The following is a 16,658-nucleotide window of genomic DNA, read 5'->3' on the forward strand; positions in this document are numbered from 1 at the left end:
TATAGTTTCTAAAATAATTTTTAATGAGGGATATTTGATGCCAGAAAATGTAAATCTTTTGCCTAATTTTATTCATAATGCTATCGATGAAGACCTGAAAAATGGTAAATACGCCGATGGTATACATACAAGATTTCCACCAGAACCAAATGGTTATCTGCACATAGGCCATGCCAAATCAATTTGCATAAATTTTGGTACGGCGCAAAAATATAACGGTCTTTGCAATCTTCGTTTTGATGATACAAATCCGACCAAAGAAGATGTTGAATACGTTGATTCCATCCAGGAAGATGTAAAATGGCTTGGCTTCACATGGGATGACCGTATGTTTTATGCATCAAATTATTTTGATAAATTATATGATTTTGCAGTAGAGCTAATAAAGCGCGGGAAGGCTTATGTCTGCGATCTTACTGCAGATGAAATCAGGCAGTATCGTGGCACATTAACGGAACCGGGTAAGGAAAGTCCTTATCGCAGCCGCAGTATAGAAGAAAATCTTGATTTATTCAAGCGCATGAAAGACGGTGAATTTGCCGACGGAGAAAAGGTATTACGGGCCAAAATAGATATGGCAGCGCCTAATATAACGATGCGTGATCCTGTTATTTACCGTATATCACATACAAAACACCATCGTACAGGAGATAAATGGTGTATTTATCCCATGTACGATTTTGCGCACCCTTTGTCGGATGCAATTGAAAAAATAACACATTCTATATGCACCTTGGAATTTGAAGACCATCGACCTCTTTACGACTGGTTGCTGGAAAGTTTAGGTTTTGATAGCAATACACGGCCAAGACAGCTGGAATTTGCCAGGTTAAATTTAACGAATATGATCATGAGCAAGCGTAAGTTGCGCCAATTAGTGGAAGGCGGCTATGTTTCAGGCTGGGATGATCCGCGTATGCCGACTATTTCCGGGCTTCGGCGCAGAGGTTATACACCAGAATCAATCCGCAATTTCTGCGAACAGATTGGCGTTGCCAAAAGTAATAGTCTGGTGGATATAGCTATGCTGGAACATTGCGTCCGTGAAGATTTAAATAAGCGTGCCGATAGAATAATGGCTGTGCTCGATCCTGTCAAAGTAGTGATAACAAATTATCCGGCAGGAAAGTGTGAGTACCTTCCAGCTGAAAATAAGCCTAATAGCAGCGCGGCAAGATATGTTCCTTTTGCACGGGAAATTTATATAGAACGCGGCGACTTTATGGAAGTTGCTCCAAAGAAATTTTTCCGCTTGAAACCAGATGGTGAAGTTCGCTTGAAGTATGCCTATATTATAAAATGTACTGATATTATCAAGGATGCTGCAGGTAATATCGTTCAGATAAACTGCACATACGATCCGGATTCTAAGCGGGGCGGTGCTACCGCGGGAAGAAAAATAAAAGGCACATTACATTGGGTGGCACTCACTGGCTGCTTAAATGCAGAGGTACGTCTTTATGATTATTTATTAAAGGATGAAGAAAACCATACTGAACAAAGTGATTTTATAAAGGCATTGAATCCTGATTCGCTCGTAGTCTTAAAAAATTGTAAGGTTGAACCTTCTGTAGCGTGGGCTGCACCGGGAACCAAGTATCAATTTTTACGCCAGGGATATTTTTGCATTGACAAAGATTCGACAAAGGATAGTTTGGTCTTTAATAAAATTGTCGGTCTTCGTGACAGCTGGGCTAAGAAAAAGAAATAGTTTTACGTTTATATTTTAATTTTAATGGGCAAGCAATTGGTGAAATAATAAAGATAAAAAAATAGTTGACAGCAAAGAGTGTTTTGAGTATAATATTATTCGTTGGCACCATTCCTCGATAGCTCAGTTGGTAGAGCAATCGGCTGTTAACCGATCGGTCGTAGGTTCGAGTCCTACTCGAGGAGCCAAATTGCATATTCCTTGATAGCTCAGTTGGTAGAGCAATCGGCTGTTAACCGATCGGTCGTAGGTTCGAGTCCTACTCAAGGAGCCAATTAAATATTCCTTGATAGCTCAGTTGGTAGAGCAATCGGCTGTTAACCGATCGGTCGTAGGTTCGAGTCCTACTCAAGGAGCCATTATTACGGGCCTCTAGCTCAGTTGGTTAGAGCCACCGGCTCATAACCGGTTGGTCGCAGGTTCGAGTCCTGCGGGGCCCACCAACGTAGAAATTAATGCAAAGCATTTGCTTTGCATTTTTTTGTTTGCTTCAGTGTATTCTCTGTTTGCGATTTTTATCAAGAACTGTTATACTACTTAGCAAATAATCATTATGCATTGTTGGATCATTATTTGCTTCATGCAAAAGGCATACGGTGAAGACTGTATTAGGAATAAAATGAGATATTTGTGTAGTATTATTTGGGAGGTCATCATTATCAATTTTCAAGAGTTGAAGCAAAAAGACAAAGCTGTTTTTGATTCTTTTTTTAAAGCGGATTACTATGAAAACTCACATTTTACGTTTACAAATTTGTTTATGTGGCGCAAACCATATCATATGGAATGGTGTGTGGAAGATGGTATACTGTTTTTAAAATCGAAATGGGAAACTGATGAATTTATTTTACAACCTTTTGGCCCGCAGGGAAAAATGCAGTTAGCCATAAAAAAATTAGTGGATTATTTTTCGGCTATAGGTAAACCGCTTATATTTTATGGGTTGGAAAAAAGAATGGCAGATGAACTGGAAAAATTTCCGGATGCTAAATTTAACATCATAGAGGATAGAGATAATTTTGATTATGTCTATAGCAGTGAAGATTTAATTTATCTAAGGGGAAGAAAATTTCACTCGAAAAAAAATCATTTAAATAATTTTCGGAAGAACTATCCTAATGCACAGTACATACCCATTACTGATGAAGTAATAACGCTTTGTAAGCTGACTGTAAACGGTTGGTATAAGACCCGCAGTCAGGATATGCCGGATGACCCTTTCATAGCTGCTGAACGCGATGCAATTATTGAAGTCCTAAATAATTTTGCCGACCTTGCCTTAAAGGGAGGAGCCGTTATCAACGATGGCCGTATCATCGCATTTACTTTTGGTGAACAGCTCAATACGGATACGGCTGTTATTCACGTAGAAAAAGCTGATCCTGATATCAATGGGGCGTATACTTTCATTAATCAGGCTTTTGTCTTAAATGAATGGCAGAATATGAAATTTATAAATAGAGAAGAAGACATGGGAATTGATGGATTGAGAAAGGCTAAAGAATCTTATCGTCCTGTGAAAATGATAAAAAAATATAACGCAGAAATAAAATAACTGCGGATAAAGCAATATTGAGCTGATGCTTTTATGGCATTGGCTTTTTTATTGCCGAGAATTAATTGCGGTATTTTCATAATTTGTTGTTGGCAATTATGTTCCATTACGCTATAATAACTTTATATGTTTGCAAAAAGGAGCCGAAATGGAAAAGGTCATTTTAAGAGTAGAAGGGTCGCAGACAGACTCATTGGGAGAGACGACAAATTTGCAATTTGTTTCCGAAGGTCAGTTTTACCACAAAGATGGAATGAGTTATGTTTTGTATAATGAAGTCAATTCGAGCGGAATGGAAGGCACTAAAACTCTTTTGAAGATTACAGATGATTCCATAAAACTTGTGCGCAAGGGTAAAGTAGAACATGAGCAGTTTTTTTCCAGCGGGGCTAAAAGCGCCAGCCGTTATAAAACACCTTATGGTGATGTAAAGATATCTGTACATACTAAAAAACTGGACATCAATAAGGGTTTTATATCAAGCAGTATACACGTCTCCTATGAGATGGCGATAAATGATAAATGGCAGAGCGATAATGAACTGCATATTGAAATTACAGCAGCGGACAAAACGAGCATATATTTAAATTAATTACTTTAGGGAGGATGAGCTGTTGAATATCCAGGAATTGGTTATAGCAGAAATAAAGAAAGCTGTAAAGAAAAATATTGATGCAGGTATTTTCCCGCAGGCGGAGATACCCGCAATAAAATTAGAGGTGCCGCCGCAAAAAGAATATGGTGATTTTGCCACCAATATTGCAATGCAGTCGGCTCGCATATTTCATATGGCCCCTAAAAAAATTGCTGAAGAATTGATAAAACAAATGGACCATGATTATCTTGCAAAGGTAGAAATCGCCGGTCCGGGTTTTATCAATTTTTATTTGAGATCAGATATTATTTATAAGGAATTGGCGGATGTTGTTAAGAAGGGCAACCATTACGGAACTTTGACAGATAACGGTATCAAAGTTCAGGTCGAATATGTCAGTGCCAATCCGACAGGTCCTCTTCACGTAGGACATGGCAGAGGGGCTGCTTTTGGCAGTGCTCTTGTAAATCTTTTAAAGGCTGCTGGTTATCAGGTGGAAAGTGAATATTACATAAACGATGCAGGAAAGCAAATAGATAATCTGGCAGCTTCTGTGAATGCAAGGTATCTAGAATTGCTCGGTAAAAAAGCTGACTTTCCAGAAAATGGCTATCATGGACATGATATAATCGAAACTGCCCAACGGATAATTGATAAATTTGGTGACAAGTATCTCAATATGGCAGATGATGAACGCATCTCCCTTTTTAAAGAAGTTGCCCTCAAAGAAAAATTGGCGGCATTACGTGAAGACCTTAGTGCCTTTAACGTCCATTTTGATGTCTGGTTCAGCGAACGCACATTGCATCCGGATGCTGTGAAAAGCGCCTGTGAAATACTGCTGAAAAATAAGGCTATGTACGAAAAAGATGGTGCAAAATGGCTCAGATCTACGGATTATGGTGACGATAAAGACCGTGTCGTCATTCGTGATAATGGGGTGCCTACTTATCTGGCTGCTGATATCGCCTACCATAAAAATAAATATGAACGCGGTTTTGACAAATTGATAAATATCTGGGGCGCCGACCATCATGGCTACGTTTGCAGAGTTAAGGCGGCGATAGATGCACTGGGCTTTGATTCTTCAAAACTTGAAGTGCTTTTATTGCAAATGGTAAGTCTTTACCGTAACGGTGAACTTGTAAAAATGTCTAAACGGACTGGCCAGAGTGTGACCCTTGCTGAACTTATAGAAGAAGTTGGCACAGATGCTGCCCGCTATTTCTTTATAATGCGGTCACTTGACAGTCAGCTGGATTTTGACTTGGATTTGGCAAAATCGGAGTCAAATGAAAACCCGGTTTATTATATCCAGTACGCATATGCACGTATTTGTAGTATTTTCCGCCAGCTTGCAGAAGCTGGTATTGTCTACGAAGGCCCTGCGAATTTGGAATTATTGACAGATGAGACAGAAATAGCACTTATTAAGAAAATTTTATCATATCCAGACGAAATTCGTTCGGCAGCAAAAGATTATGCACCACACCGTATTGCCAATTTTGTGCATGAACTGGCCGCTGACTTCCATAGCTTTTATAACAAATGCCGCATAATTGGCGTTGATGCTCCTTTAGCACAGTCACGTCTTATTTTATGTGAAGCTACCAGAAATGTTATTCATCATGCACTTGATATTCTGGGAGTCAGTGCTCCAGAAAAAATGTGATTGGCTACAATAACTTTGAGAGGAAGATACCAATGGATTTCACCAATAAAACAGATGCAGATGTGGCGTATTATATTTTATCTGAATTAGGTGAGGCAATATTTTATAAAGAGCTTATTATGAAAGTAATAGAAGCCAAAAATAAACCTATTCAATCTTTACCAGCAGTGATTTCTGAAATATATACTATGATTAATATGGACAGCAGATTCCATCATATCGGCGGGGGAATGTGGGAATTGACCGAATGGGTACCGCAAGACGCAAAAAGTATGTCTGCCAGCTCAGCTTCAGCAGCAAACAGCAAATAGGCAGAATTATATGCTGAGAACACATAAAAAGCATTATTAATTGAACGGATTGTCTGTATTTGTATATAGCATAGGCAAAATTAACAGAGCGTATAGAATATTAAAATTGCAATAATATATAATAATGGAGGAAAAAAATGGCAAAGTATATTTTTGTTACCGGTGGAGTAGTATCTTCTTTGGGGAAGGGTATTACAGCCGCTTCTTTGGGTCGTTTGTTAAAAAGCCGGGGCATAAAAGTTACTATTCAAAAGTTTGACCCGTATATAAACATTGACCCGGGAACCATGAGTCCTTATCAGCATGGTGAAGTTTTTGTAACCGACGATGGTGCGGAGACCGACCTTGATCTTGGCCATTACGAGCGTTTTATTGACATTAACTTGACTAAAGGTTCAAATGTGACTACAGGTAAAATCTATTGGTCGGTGCTTACCAAGGAACGGCGTGGTGATTATCTTGGCAGTACTGTACAGGTCATACCGCATATAACAAATGAAATTAAGCAGCGTGTTTATGATGTTGCTGCCGCGGATAACGCAGATGTTGTCATTACTGAAATAGGAGGGACTGTTGGTGATATCGAAAGCCAGCCCTTTTTAGAAGCTATCCGCCAGGTAAAAAAAGAAGTAGGCAAAAATGATGTTTTATATATTCATGTGACTTTGGTTCCGTACATTATGGCTGCCAGTGAATTAAAGACAAAACCGACGCAGCATAGCGTAAAAGAATTAAGAAGTATCGGTATTCAACCGGACATTCTTGTATGCCGTACAGAAAAATCGATATCCTCCGACATGAAAAAGAAACTGGCTCTATTCTGTGATGTTGATGTGGATGCCGTAATAGAAAATCCTACAGCTTCAACCATCTATGAAGTTCCTCTTATCATGCAGAAGGAAGGTCTCGACAAGATCGTTCTGCAAAAGCTTAATATGGATTATAGTCCTGCTAACATGGAAGAATGGGAACGTATGGTCTATAAGATAAAAAATCCTAAGCAGCGTGTTAAAATAGCTGTTGTCGGTAAATATGTAAAATTGCCGGATGCTTATATATCGGTTACGGAAGCACTTCATCATGCCGGAATAGCTAATGAAACAGACGTAAAAATAGTTTGGATAAATGCGGAAAAGATTGAAACGGAAAATCCAGAGCTGGATGAAGTATTCACTGGCTGTAGAGGAATACTGGTTCCAGGCGGCTTTGGCGACCGTGGTGTCGAAGGTAAAATCGCAGCCATAAAATACGCGCGTGAAAATAAAATTCCATTTCTTGGTCTATGTCTCGGTATGCAATGCTCAGTTATCGAATTTGCCCGCGATGTCTGCAATCTGCCTGATGCAAACAGTACTGAATTTAACAAGGAAACCAATCATCCAGTCATTGATTTGATGCAGTCACAGATAAACGTAGAAGATAAGGGCGGTACGATGCGTCTTGGATCATATCCATGTAAACTGGTAGAAGGTACGCATGCGATGCAGGCTTATGGTGAACCGCTCATTCACGAACGTCATCGCCACCGTTATGAATTGAATAATAAATACCGTCAGAAGTTAATTGATAACGGTATGATAGTTGCTGGAACATTACCAGACGACAGCCTAGTTGAAATTGTAGAAGTAAAAGACCATCCGTGGTTTGTTGCCTCACAATTCCATCCTGAATTGAAATCAAGACCGAATAGACCACATCCCCTATTCCGTGATTTTGTGGCCGCAGCACTAAAAACTCCAAGCTTATAATGCATGATGCTACTGGAGTGCTGCCTATACTTTGTTTTGGATTAAGTTATTAGTTATACAGATAAAAACCCCCGAAGCTTTTGCTTCGGGGGTTTTGCAGTTTATTTAGCGGCGGGAAGTTTTGTTATCATGATTTTATCAATACGGGTACGATCCATATCGGCTACTTCAAAGCGTAAATTGTTCCAAATTTTATATTCGGCAGTTTTTGGTATATAACCAAAATAGGATACTAAAAAACCGCCGACTGTCTGGTAATGGGCACGCTCCTCACCGGGAAGCCGGTCAATTCCAAATTTTTCTTTAAAATCGTCTATATCGTAAAGCCCGTCTACATACCACGAATTTTCATCACGCTGAATTATTTGTGCCGATTCATCTTCTTGCGGAGATGGAACATCACCAATTATTTCTTCGATAATATCTTTCAAAGTAATCAGCCCGAGAACGCCACCATATTCGTCAGTAACAACGGCTTCATTGACATTATTTTGGCGAAACTTGTCAAGGACACGAAAGGTTTCCATCGAACGGGGGATAAAAATAGGTTTTTTGATAAATTTTTGTAAATCTTGAAGGTCATTGTCGATAGCAGCCCGTAAAATATCTTTGGCATAAATAATCCCTAATAGATTATCGAGGTTGTTTTCACCAATGAGAAATATATCATCAGAGGTTTCTTTTATGATCTTAAGGTTTACGTCTGGGCCGTCTTTAATATCCAGCCAGTTTATCTGCGTACGTGGTGTCATAAGTGAATAAGCTGTTTGGTCACTCATATGAAAAATGCTGTCAACCATATCCTGTTCAGCTTTTTCTAAGGTTCCTTCTTCAGTGGCTCGTTCAATAAGGTCTTTTACTTCATCCTCCGTGACGTTTTCATCGCCCGGTGGATTGCTTCCGGTTATCATTAAAATCATATTGGCTGTATGCGAAAGCATATTGATGATCGGCATGGCAATATCGTAAAGAACAAATAGGAAACGCGTATATTTTATGAGATAATGTTCAGGACGAATCTGCGCTATCTTCCTTGGCAGGAGTGTTCCTAACAAAACACTTAAAAAAAGTGCAAAGAGGATAGAGAGCACAAATGAAATTTCATATATATATGGTACAAAAGGGACTAGCTCTTGTAAGAAAAGACAAAGATACGGAATAATGATTATCCCCACGGAAAGGCCGATAGCAAAATGACAACTGTTAGAGTATAACATCAAGGCTAACAATACATCATCGGGATCATCTATGAGATCGCACGTTTTTTCGAAGCGTTTATCACTGCTGGGAATAATTTTTTCAAGCTGGTTTTTGTGGGATTCTGTTAGTGCAGTCCGCAAAAGTATGATAAAGCTATTACAAAAAAGTAATACTAGAATTAGAATTAATAACAAATTAGTCTCGGGAACATCCACGAAAAGTCACATCCTTATTTTTACATTGCTATCATTATAACATAAAACAATGGTGAAAAATATTAATTTTTCTATTGACTTTTGAAAATTTTAATGTATAATAATATCCGTTACTGTGATTGCGGAAGTAGCTCAGTGGTAGAGCATCACCTTGCCAAGGTGGGGGTCGCGAGTTCGAATCTCGTCTTCCGCTCCATAACTGCGGGAATAGCTCAGTGGTAGAGCACCACCTTGCCAAGGTGGGGGTCGCGAGTTCGAGTCTCGTTTCCCGCTCCATAACTGCGGAAGTAGCTCAGTGGTAGAGCACCACCTTGCCAAGGTGGGGGTCGCGAGTTCGAATCTCGTCTTCCGCTCCATAGATATTTAGTTCCCGGCTTTTTGCCGGGTTTTTTTGTTTATCAATCTGTTCGCTAGGCTTACAGCGGACAAGCTTTGTCTATTGTGTAAGGCTTGTATTTACATATTGTTTATGTTATTATTCTTATAGTATATTAGGTGTATTGCGGCCTGTCGGAAGTGACATGGTAATGTAATGCATTATAATTTTAGGAGGTTATTTTACACGATGAAAGTCAGTACAGAAAAAGCAGACAGCCAGAAATTGGTTCTAACTATAGAAGCACCGGCAGATGAGCTTGCAAAGGCCGTAAAAGCTGCCTGCAAAAAGTTAGCCGACCGCGTTAATATCCCTGGTTTCCGAAAAGGCCATGCGCCAAAACAAATTTTGGTTCGCCATTTGGGCAAGCAGGCCATTTTGGATGAAGCTTTTGAACTTCTCGCCCCAAAGACTCTCAACGATGCATTCATTCAAGAAAAAGTTGAACCGGTAGATCGTCCGCAGATAGAAATCGTTACCTTAGAAGAAGGTAGTGACGTTGTATTCAAAGCTACTGTTACCCCTAAACCGGAAGTTACACTCGGTGACTATAAGGGACTTGCTGTGGAAATGCCTAAAGTAGAAGTATCTGAAGATGAACTTGAAAAACAAATTAAAAATATGCGCAGCCATCATGCCAAAATGGTAGATGCTCCCGAAGGCGCTGCTGTAGAAAAAGATAATTTTATTACCCTTGATTTTCTGGGAAAAGTAGACGGTACCGCTTTTAAAGGCGGCGAAGCAAAGGATTATCCTTTACAGGTTGGTTCTGGACAGTTTATCGCTGGTTTTGAAGATCAGCTGATTGGCGTTAAAGTCGGCGAAGAAAAAGACGTTAAAGTAAAATTCCCTGATGATTACCATGAAGCTTCCTTGGCAGGAAAAGAAGCCGTATTTTCTTGCAAGGTCAACAGCATTAAAATTCAGGAATTACCTGAGTTAAATGATGAATTTGTGAAAAAATCAACTTCATACGAAAGTGTTGAAGATATGAAGGCAAAGCTGCATGAAAACCTTCTTAAAGCCGCAAAAACACGGGCTGAAAGTGAACTGAGAAGCAAAGCCCTGAAGACAGCAGCAGATAATGCCAAAGTTAGTATCCCGGATGTTATGGTTGATAATCGTGTGGATAGTATGCTTAATGAACTTTCGGTAAACCTTGAAAGCCATGGCATGAATATGGAACAATATCTCAAATATAGTAATACTGATATGTCTAAGCTTCGTGAAACATATCGGCAGAGTGCCGCTGAAGCCGTCAAGACGGATCTGGTTTTGGAAAAGATCGCGCAAATAGAAGAATTGAAGGTTGCTCCTGAAGAAATTGATACCGAAATTTCTTTGATGGCTGCCCGCTATGGAACGACTCCTAAAGAAGTCAAGAAAATAGTAGCTAAAAATGGTTATATTGCCAATCTTTACGAAACAATAAACCGTAAAAAGGCAGCTCAACTTATTATAGACAACTTGGCAAAATAGTTGTATAATTCTCCGAAAAGGGAGGGGGATTTTAGCATATGAATTATGTACCAATGGTTGTCGAACAATCAAGCCGTGGTGAACGTGCTTATGATATTTACTCACGTTTGTTAAAAGATCGTATAATATTTTTAGGTGGACCTATCGATGACAATGTTGCTAATGTGATAATCGCTCAGTTGTTATTCTTAGAATCTGAAGACCCTGATAAAGATATCCATTTGTATGTTAATAGCCCTGGTGGTGTAGTTACTGCCGGTTTGGCTATTTATGATACCATGCAATATATAAAACCTGATGTTTCTACTATCTGCATGGGGCAGGCGGCTAGCATGGGTTCTTTGTTGCTTACAGCCGGTGCAAAGGGGAAAAGGTACGCACTTCCCTATTCGCGTATTATGATCCATCAACCTCTTGGCGGGGCACAGGGACAATCAACAGATGTTCAAATTCAGGCAAGAGAACTGCTTCGCGCCAGAAAGATAGTCAATGAAATTTTGATGCGCCATACAGGACAAGGTGAAGATAAGATTGAACTTGACACTGAACGCGATAATTTTATGTCAGCTGTTGAAGCCAAAGAATATGGCTTAATTGATGATGTAATCGTTCGTCCTGAGGATCTGAAAAAAAATAATAAAGCGGACAAATAAATACCCGTTTCATTTCCTATAGGAGAGGTGATAAAATGCTGAAATTCGGTGACGACAAAGGACAGTTAAAATGTTCGTTCTGCGGTAAACAGCAAAGCCAGGTGCGCAAATTAGTAGCAGGGCCTGGAGTGTATATATGCGATGAGTGCATTGAGCTGTGCAATGAGATAATAGAAGAAGAACTGACTGATGAAGTTGAAGTAGGTCTTAAGAATGTACCTAAGCCTAAGGAAATAAAAGCTATACTTGACCAGTATATAATTGGGCAGGAAGAAACCAAAAAAACATTATCGGTAGCGGTCTATAATCATTATAAGCGCATAAATGTGGGCTTTAAGAATAACGATATTGATTTACAGAAGTCAAATATTCTTATGCTTGGTCCGACAGGAAGCGGTAAAACACTGCTTGCTCAAACGATGGCACATGTGTTAAATGTGCCCTTTGCCATCGCGGACGCCACCTCTCTTACCGAAGCAGGTTATGTAGGCGAAGATGTTGAAAATATTCTTCTCAAACTTATTCAGTCTGCTGATTATGATATTGAGAAGGCAGAAAAAGGTATTATCTATATTGATGAAATAGATAAGATCTCTCGAAAATCGGAAAACACTTCCATAACCAGAGATGTTTCAGGTGAAGGAGTCCAACAGGCACTACTGAAGATCTTAGAAGGTACTGTTGCTAATGTTCCCCCGCAAGGAGGAAGGAAACATCCTCATCAGGAACTGATTCAAATAAATACTACAAATATATTGTTTATTTGTGGTGGTGCTTTTGACGGTTTAGAAAAAATAATTGAAAATCGCCTGCGGCAGACAAGCGTCGGTTTTGGCGCTAAGATAGAAAGCCGTAAAGAACAAAATACAGGTGAATGGTTTAAGCATGTATTACCAGAAGACTTTTTAAAGAATGGATTGATTCCTGAATTTATTGGTCGTCTGCCAGTTGTAGTTACACTTGATGCGCTTGATGAAAAGACATTGGTAGATATTCTCGTAAGACCTAAGAATGCTTTAGTCAAACAGTATCAAAAAATGCTTGAACTGGACGGAGTCACACTTGAATTTGATAAGGAAGCTCTGGCACTTATAGCGCAAAAAGCATTACAGCGAAAGACAGGGGCACGTGGCTTGCGCTCGATAATAGAAAAAATAATGCGCAATGTCATGTATGAAGTTCCGTCTGTTAAAGGTGTCACCAGCTGCCGGGTAACTAAGGAAACTGTAGAAAAAAGTACGGATCCTTTGTTGACCTATGGCAACAAGAAAAAATCATCTACCAAAAAATCAATAACAAGTGAAGAATCAGCTTGATTATGTTAACAAGGCGGTCCATACTTGTCATAAAATGAAATAAGACATATTTCAGCTTTGTGCTTTTGCATAAATGGTGAATATGTCCCGAGAAGTTGTTGTGTCTATAATATTTCAACAAAACTGTATATAATCAGGCTTTGTTGAAGTATTCGCAGGCAATGGAGCTCTTTTTGAAGAGATCTGTATTGCCGCGAAATGGATGCAGCAACTTTTTTATTGAAAGAACCAGAAAGGAAGTGTTCACCATATGGAAAAACAGGATGATTTGAAGGTGCTTCCACTGCTCCCTTTGCGAGGAATAGTAGTATTCCCATATGTAATAGTTAATTTAGATGTAGGTCGCGAGAAATCTGTTGTAGCACTTGAAGACGCAATGGTGCATGACCATAAAATAATGTTAAGTGCGCAAAAAGATCCTGCCGTAGACGACCCTACAGAAAAAGATATATATGAAATGGGCACAGTAGCTGAAGTAAGACAGTTTTTAAAACTCCCCGGCGGGTCAATGCGTGTATTGGTAGAAGGTTTGCACCGTGCCAAAATAAAGAAAGTCAATTGTCTCAAGAAATATTATACGGCTGAAATCGTAGAGTATAAGGATGACACCAAGGATAATTCTATAAATATGGAAGCCCTTATCCGAGCGGTAGTTAACCAATTTGAAGAATGGGTAAAACTCAGCAAAAAGATTCCACCGGAAACATTGGTGTCAGTGGTTATGATTGAAAATGGCGGGCATTTGTGCGATTTAATTGCAAGCCATATGAATATGAAATTGGAAGATAAGCAGGAACTGCTTTCCCTTGTAGACCCCGTAAAACGTTTGGAAAAGTTATATACTGTCCTTTCAAAAGAAATGGAAATCCTCAATATAGAGAAAAAAATCAGTGACCGTGTTCGCAGCCAGATGGAAAAAATCCAAAAAGAATATTATTTACGCGAACAACTGAAAGCTATTCATCAGGAATTAGGCGATAAGGATAGCATGACGACCGAAATTGATGAATATAAAGAAAAGATGTCTAAGGGGAAATACCCTGAGACAGTTCTTAATTGCCTTCAAAGGGAAATAAAACGTCTTGAAAGACTACCTGCTTCTTCTCCGGAAACAGGAGTAATAAGAACGTATATTGAATGGCTGTTGGCGTTGCCGTGGTCTATAACAAGCCATGATAAGCTGAATATAAAAGCGGCAGAAAGAGTATTAGAGAAAGACCATTACGGTTTAGAGAAAGTAAAGGAACGCATTCTCGAATATTTGGCAGTCCGCAAGCTTTCAAACAAAATAAAAGCACCGATAATTTGTTTAGTAGGGCCTCCCGGTGTAGGTAAAACCTCGCTTGCTTCTTCAATTGCCAAAGCTATGGGTCGTAAATTTATCAGAGCTTCCCTAGGTGGGATTCGTGATGAAGCAGAAATTCGTGGCCATCGTCGTACCTATATTGGCGCTCTGCCTGGCAGAATCATAAACGGTATTAAAAATGCGGGAAGTAGAAATCCTGTATTTTTGCTGGATGAAATAGATAAGATTGCCTCTGATTTTAGGGGAGATCCGTCATCTGCCCTTTTAGAAGTTCTTGATCCTGAACAAAATAATTCTTTTTCTGACCATTATATTGAAATACCATTTGATTTGTCTCAGGTATTTTGGATAGTAACAGCTAATAATATTGCCAATATTCCACGTCCCCTGCGCGACAGAATGGAAATGATTTCGCTGCCAAGCTATACAGAAGAAGAAAAATACCAAATTGCCCATCGCTATCTCGTAGATAAACAATTGGCTGCTAACGGTTTAGAAAAGAAGCAGTTGCAATTTATGCCTGGTGCATTGCAAGAAATTATTGCAAATTACACACGTGAATCCGGGGTCAGGGAACTTGAAAGACAAATTGGCGCTGTTTGCCGTAAAGCCGCAAAAAAATACTTGAAGAAGATAAGAAAAAAATTCGTGTTACTGTTAAAAATATCCCCGACTTTTTAGGCAGAGTAAAATATATGCACACCCGTGCGGAAAGTAAACCGCAGGTGGGCGTATGCACTGGCTTGGCTTGGACAGAAGTAGGCGGTGATATATTGCCGACGGAAGTGAGTATACTCAAGGGAAAGGGTAACCTTATACTGACAGGTCAGCTGGGAGACGTTATGAAGGAATCGGCTAAAACGGGGCTCAGTTACATAAGAAGCCGCAGTGATAAACTAGGGTTAGATCCCCAATTTTATGAAAAGGACGATATCCATATTCATTTACCAGAAGGAGCAATCCCTAAGGATGGCCCATCTGCCGGTATAACTATGGCTACTGCAATGGTATCTGCGCTGACCGAAACAAAAGTGAGAAATGATATAGCAATGACTGGTGAAATCACATTGCGCGGTCGGGTGCTGCCAATAGGTGGACTGAAGGAAAAAACTTTGGCTGCTTACCGCGAAAAGATATATACGATCATTTTGCCTAAGGAAAATGAAAGAGATGTTGAGGACATTGAACAAGAAGTTCGGGATAAAATGCAGTTTATTCCTGTTGAAAATATGGATGAAGTTTTAAAATATGCATTGGTGAAAGAATGACAGATACAAACAAAGCATCAATAAATATCACGAAGGCAGAGTATATTGCTTCTGCCGTGGAACCAAGACAATTTCCCGAAGAAAAACTCAGGCAGATAGCTTTTATCGGCAGATCAAATGTCGGTAAATCTTCGCTTATCAACTCGCTCACACGTTTTCATAATTTGGCACGTGTGAGCAGAGAACCTGGCAAGACACAAACCATAAATTTTTTTAAACTGACAGCTAAATATTATGAAGACGAGTCCATAAAAGATTTTTATCTCGTTGATCTGCCCGGTTACGGTTATGCTAAAACAGGCCAGGCTAACAGGAAAAAATGGGCTTCATTTATTGAAAAATATTTTTTATTTCCACAGGATCTTTATTGTGTATGTCAGCTTATTGATATACGGCATGACCCTATGCCATCGGATATTAATATGTTTAATTGGTTATTGAAACATGAAATTCCTGTGTTTGTTATTGCCACTAAAGCTGATAAATTAGGAAAAAATTCTATAAGTAAAAATATTTCGTGTATAAAAAAAGCCTTAAAGGTGCCGGAACTTACAATCTTACCATACTCTTCCGTAAAAAATGAGGGGCGTTCATATTTACTTGACTTTATAGGACATGCTTTGGTAGAATAGAGTAAGTAAATGTGAATATGATTCAGGTATGTTAGCTGTAGGCATATTATTATGCATTGGCAATACCTAGTTAAAGAGAAAATTTTATCCTAAGCCGCCTATATTGTTCGATTTATATATGGTGGCCGTTCTGTGGCTGGATAAGAATCCTTGGAGAGTGTATATGCTGTCATTATCAGATAAAAAGATATTAAACGCCATACAAACAAATCTTCCGTTGACGCCGCATCCCTTTGCGGAGCTTGGTAAGCTGGCAGGATTATCTGAACAGGAAGTAATAAAACGCTTGAACGAGTTAAGGGATGAAGGTTACATCAGGCGTATAGGTCCCTTTTTTGATTCAGATAAGCTGGGATATGTAGGTACGCTGGTTGCGCTAAAAGTTAAGGAAGGTTACATGGAGAAAGTAGCTGCTGTTATAAACACTTATGAAGGTGCTACGCATAATTATGAACGTAAAGGAAAATATAATCTCTGGTTTACTTTGCTGACACAAAATGTAGCGCAACGTGCTAAAATTCTTGATGATGTTCGCGCTTTACCGGGAGTGGAGGCAGTGATGAGTCTTGTTTCCCGTAAAAAGTATAAAGTCAATGTAAAATTTAATTTAAAGTAGGTAAT

12 protein-coding genes, 7 tRNA genes and 1 pseudogene are annotated in these 16,658 nt (G+C 39.3%); 19 read left to right on the forward strand and 1 reads right to left on the reverse strand.

Features of this window, described 5'->3' with window-relative positions:
• Positions 1-37 precede the first annotated feature (37 nt).
• The 10 genes from EDC37_RS10440 (at position 38) to EDC37_RS10485 (ending at position 7,592) form a co-directional block, all read left to right on the forward strand.
• A complete protein-coding gene (locus tag EDC37_RS10440) occupies positions 38-1,711 on the forward strand; it encodes a glutamine--tRNA ligase/YqeY domain fusion protein (protein WP_132551095.1) in 1,674 nt (557 codons plus the stop codon).
• A gap of 112 nt (positions 1,712-1,823) precedes the next feature.
• Positions 1,824-1,899: transfer RNA gene (locus EDC37_RS10445), tRNA-Asn, on the forward strand.
• 10 nt (positions 1,900-1,909) lie between these two features.
• Positions 1,910-1,985, forward strand: a tRNA-Asn gene (locus tag EDC37_RS10450).
• 9 nt (positions 1,986-1,994) lie between these two features.
• Positions 1,995-2,070 (forward strand) — tRNA-Asn (locus EDC37_RS10455).
• A gap of 7 nt (positions 2,071-2,077) precedes the next feature.
• A tRNA-Ile gene (locus EDC37_RS10460) sits at positions 2,078-2,154 on the forward strand.
• Positions 2,155-2,330: 176 nt separating this feature from the next.
• Positions 2,331-3,266, forward strand: a complete 936-nt coding sequence (locus EDC37_RS10465; RefSeq protein WP_132551097.1) for a DUF2156 domain-containing protein — start codon at positions 2,331-2,333, stop codon at positions 3,264-3,266.
• A gap of 148 nt (positions 3,267-3,414) precedes the next feature.
• A complete protein-coding gene (locus tag EDC37_RS10470) occupies positions 3,415-3,858 on the forward strand; it encodes a YwiB family protein (protein ID WP_132551099.1) in 444 nt (147 codons plus the stop codon).
• 22 nt (positions 3,859-3,880) lie between these two features.
• Positions 3,881-5,533 (forward strand): arginine--tRNA ligase, encoded by a 1,653-nt coding sequence (gene argS, locus EDC37_RS10475; protein WP_132551101.1) that lies wholly within the window; start codon positions 3,881-3,883, stop codon positions 5,531-5,533.
• 32 nt (positions 5,534-5,565) lie between these two features.
• Positions 5,566-5,844 carry a DNA-directed RNA polymerase subunit delta gene (gene rpoE / locus EDC37_RS10480; protein ID WP_132551103.1) on the forward strand — a complete coding sequence of 93 codons (279 nt, stop codon included), beginning with the start codon at positions 5,566-5,568 and terminating at the stop codon, positions 5,842-5,844.
• A gap of 137 nt (positions 5,845-5,981) precedes the next feature.
• Positions 5,982-7,592, forward strand: a complete 1,611-nt coding sequence (locus EDC37_RS10485; protein WP_132551105.1) for a CTP synthase — start codon at positions 5,982-5,984, stop codon at positions 7,590-7,592.
• 101 nt (positions 7,593-7,693) lie between these two features.
• Here the strand turns inward: EDC37_RS10485 and EDC37_RS10490 are convergent, their stop codons facing one another.
• Positions 7,694-9,007, reverse strand: coding sequence for a hemolysin family protein (locus EDC37_RS10490; protein ID WP_132551107.1), 1,314 nt, complete (start codon positions 9,005-9,007; stop codon positions 7,694-7,696).
• 121 nt (positions 9,008-9,128) lie between these two features.
• On the opposite strand from EDC37_RS10490, the gene EDC37_RS10495 reads away from it, so the two are divergent.
• The 9 genes and pseudogenes from EDC37_RS10495 to ahbA all read left to right on the forward strand — a co-directional run bounded on the left by EDC37_RS10495 (position 9,129) and on the right by ahbA (position 16,653).
• Positions 9,129-9,203: transfer RNA gene (locus EDC37_RS10495), tRNA-Gly, on the forward strand.
• A 5-nt stretch (positions 9,204-9,208) separates the two neighbouring features.
• Positions 9,209-9,283: transfer RNA gene (locus tag EDC37_RS10500), tRNA-Gly, on the forward strand.
• A gap of 5 nt (positions 9,284-9,288) precedes the next feature.
• Positions 9,289-9,363 (forward strand) — tRNA-Gly (locus tag EDC37_RS10505).
• Positions 9,364-9,572: 209 nt separating this feature from the next.
• Positions 9,573-10,862, forward strand: coding sequence for a trigger factor (tig, locus tag EDC37_RS10510; protein WP_132551109.1), 1,290 nt, complete (start codon positions 9,573-9,575; stop codon positions 10,860-10,862).
• Positions 10,863-10,900: 38 nt separating this feature from the next.
• The gene (gene clpP / locus EDC37_RS10515) at positions 10,901-11,515 is read left to right on the forward strand and encodes an ATP-dependent Clp endopeptidase proteolytic subunit ClpP (protein ID WP_132551111.1); all 615 of its coding nucleotides are present in this window, start codon (positions 10,901-10,903) and stop codon (positions 11,513-11,515) included.
• A 35-nt stretch (positions 11,516-11,550) separates the two neighbouring features.
• Positions 11,551-12,831: an ATP-dependent Clp protease ATP-binding subunit ClpX gene (clpX, locus tag EDC37_RS10520; protein ID WP_165874508.1), complete on the forward strand. Its 1,281-nt coding sequence runs from the start codon at positions 11,551-11,553 to the stop codon at positions 12,829-12,831.
• 250 nt (positions 12,832-13,081) lie between these two features.
• Positions 13,082-15,405, forward strand: a pseudogene (lon, locus tag EDC37_RS10525) (endopeptidase La).
• On the forward strand, positions 15,402-16,037 hold the full coding sequence (yihA, locus tag EDC37_RS10530; RefSeq protein ID WP_132551113.1) for a ribosome biogenesis GTP-binding protein YihA/YsxC: 636 nt from the start codon (positions 15,402-15,404) through the stop codon (positions 16,035-16,037). Before lon ends, yihA begins: the two are co-directional and overlap by 4 nt.
• Positions 16,038-16,200: 163 nt before the next feature.
• On the forward strand, positions 16,201-16,653 hold the full coding sequence (ahbA, locus tag EDC37_RS10535; protein ID WP_132551115.1) for a siroheme decarboxylase subunit alpha: 453 nt from the start codon (positions 16,201-16,203) through the stop codon (positions 16,651-16,653).
• The last annotated feature ends 5 nt before the right edge of the window (positions 16,654-16,658 follow it).

Origin of the sequence: Pectinatus cerevisiiphilus (genome assembly GCF_004341685.1) — a bacterium.
GTDB classification, from domain to species: domain Bacteria; phylum Bacillota; class Negativicutes; order Selenomonadales; family Selenomonadaceae; genus Pectinatus; species Pectinatus cerevisiiphilus.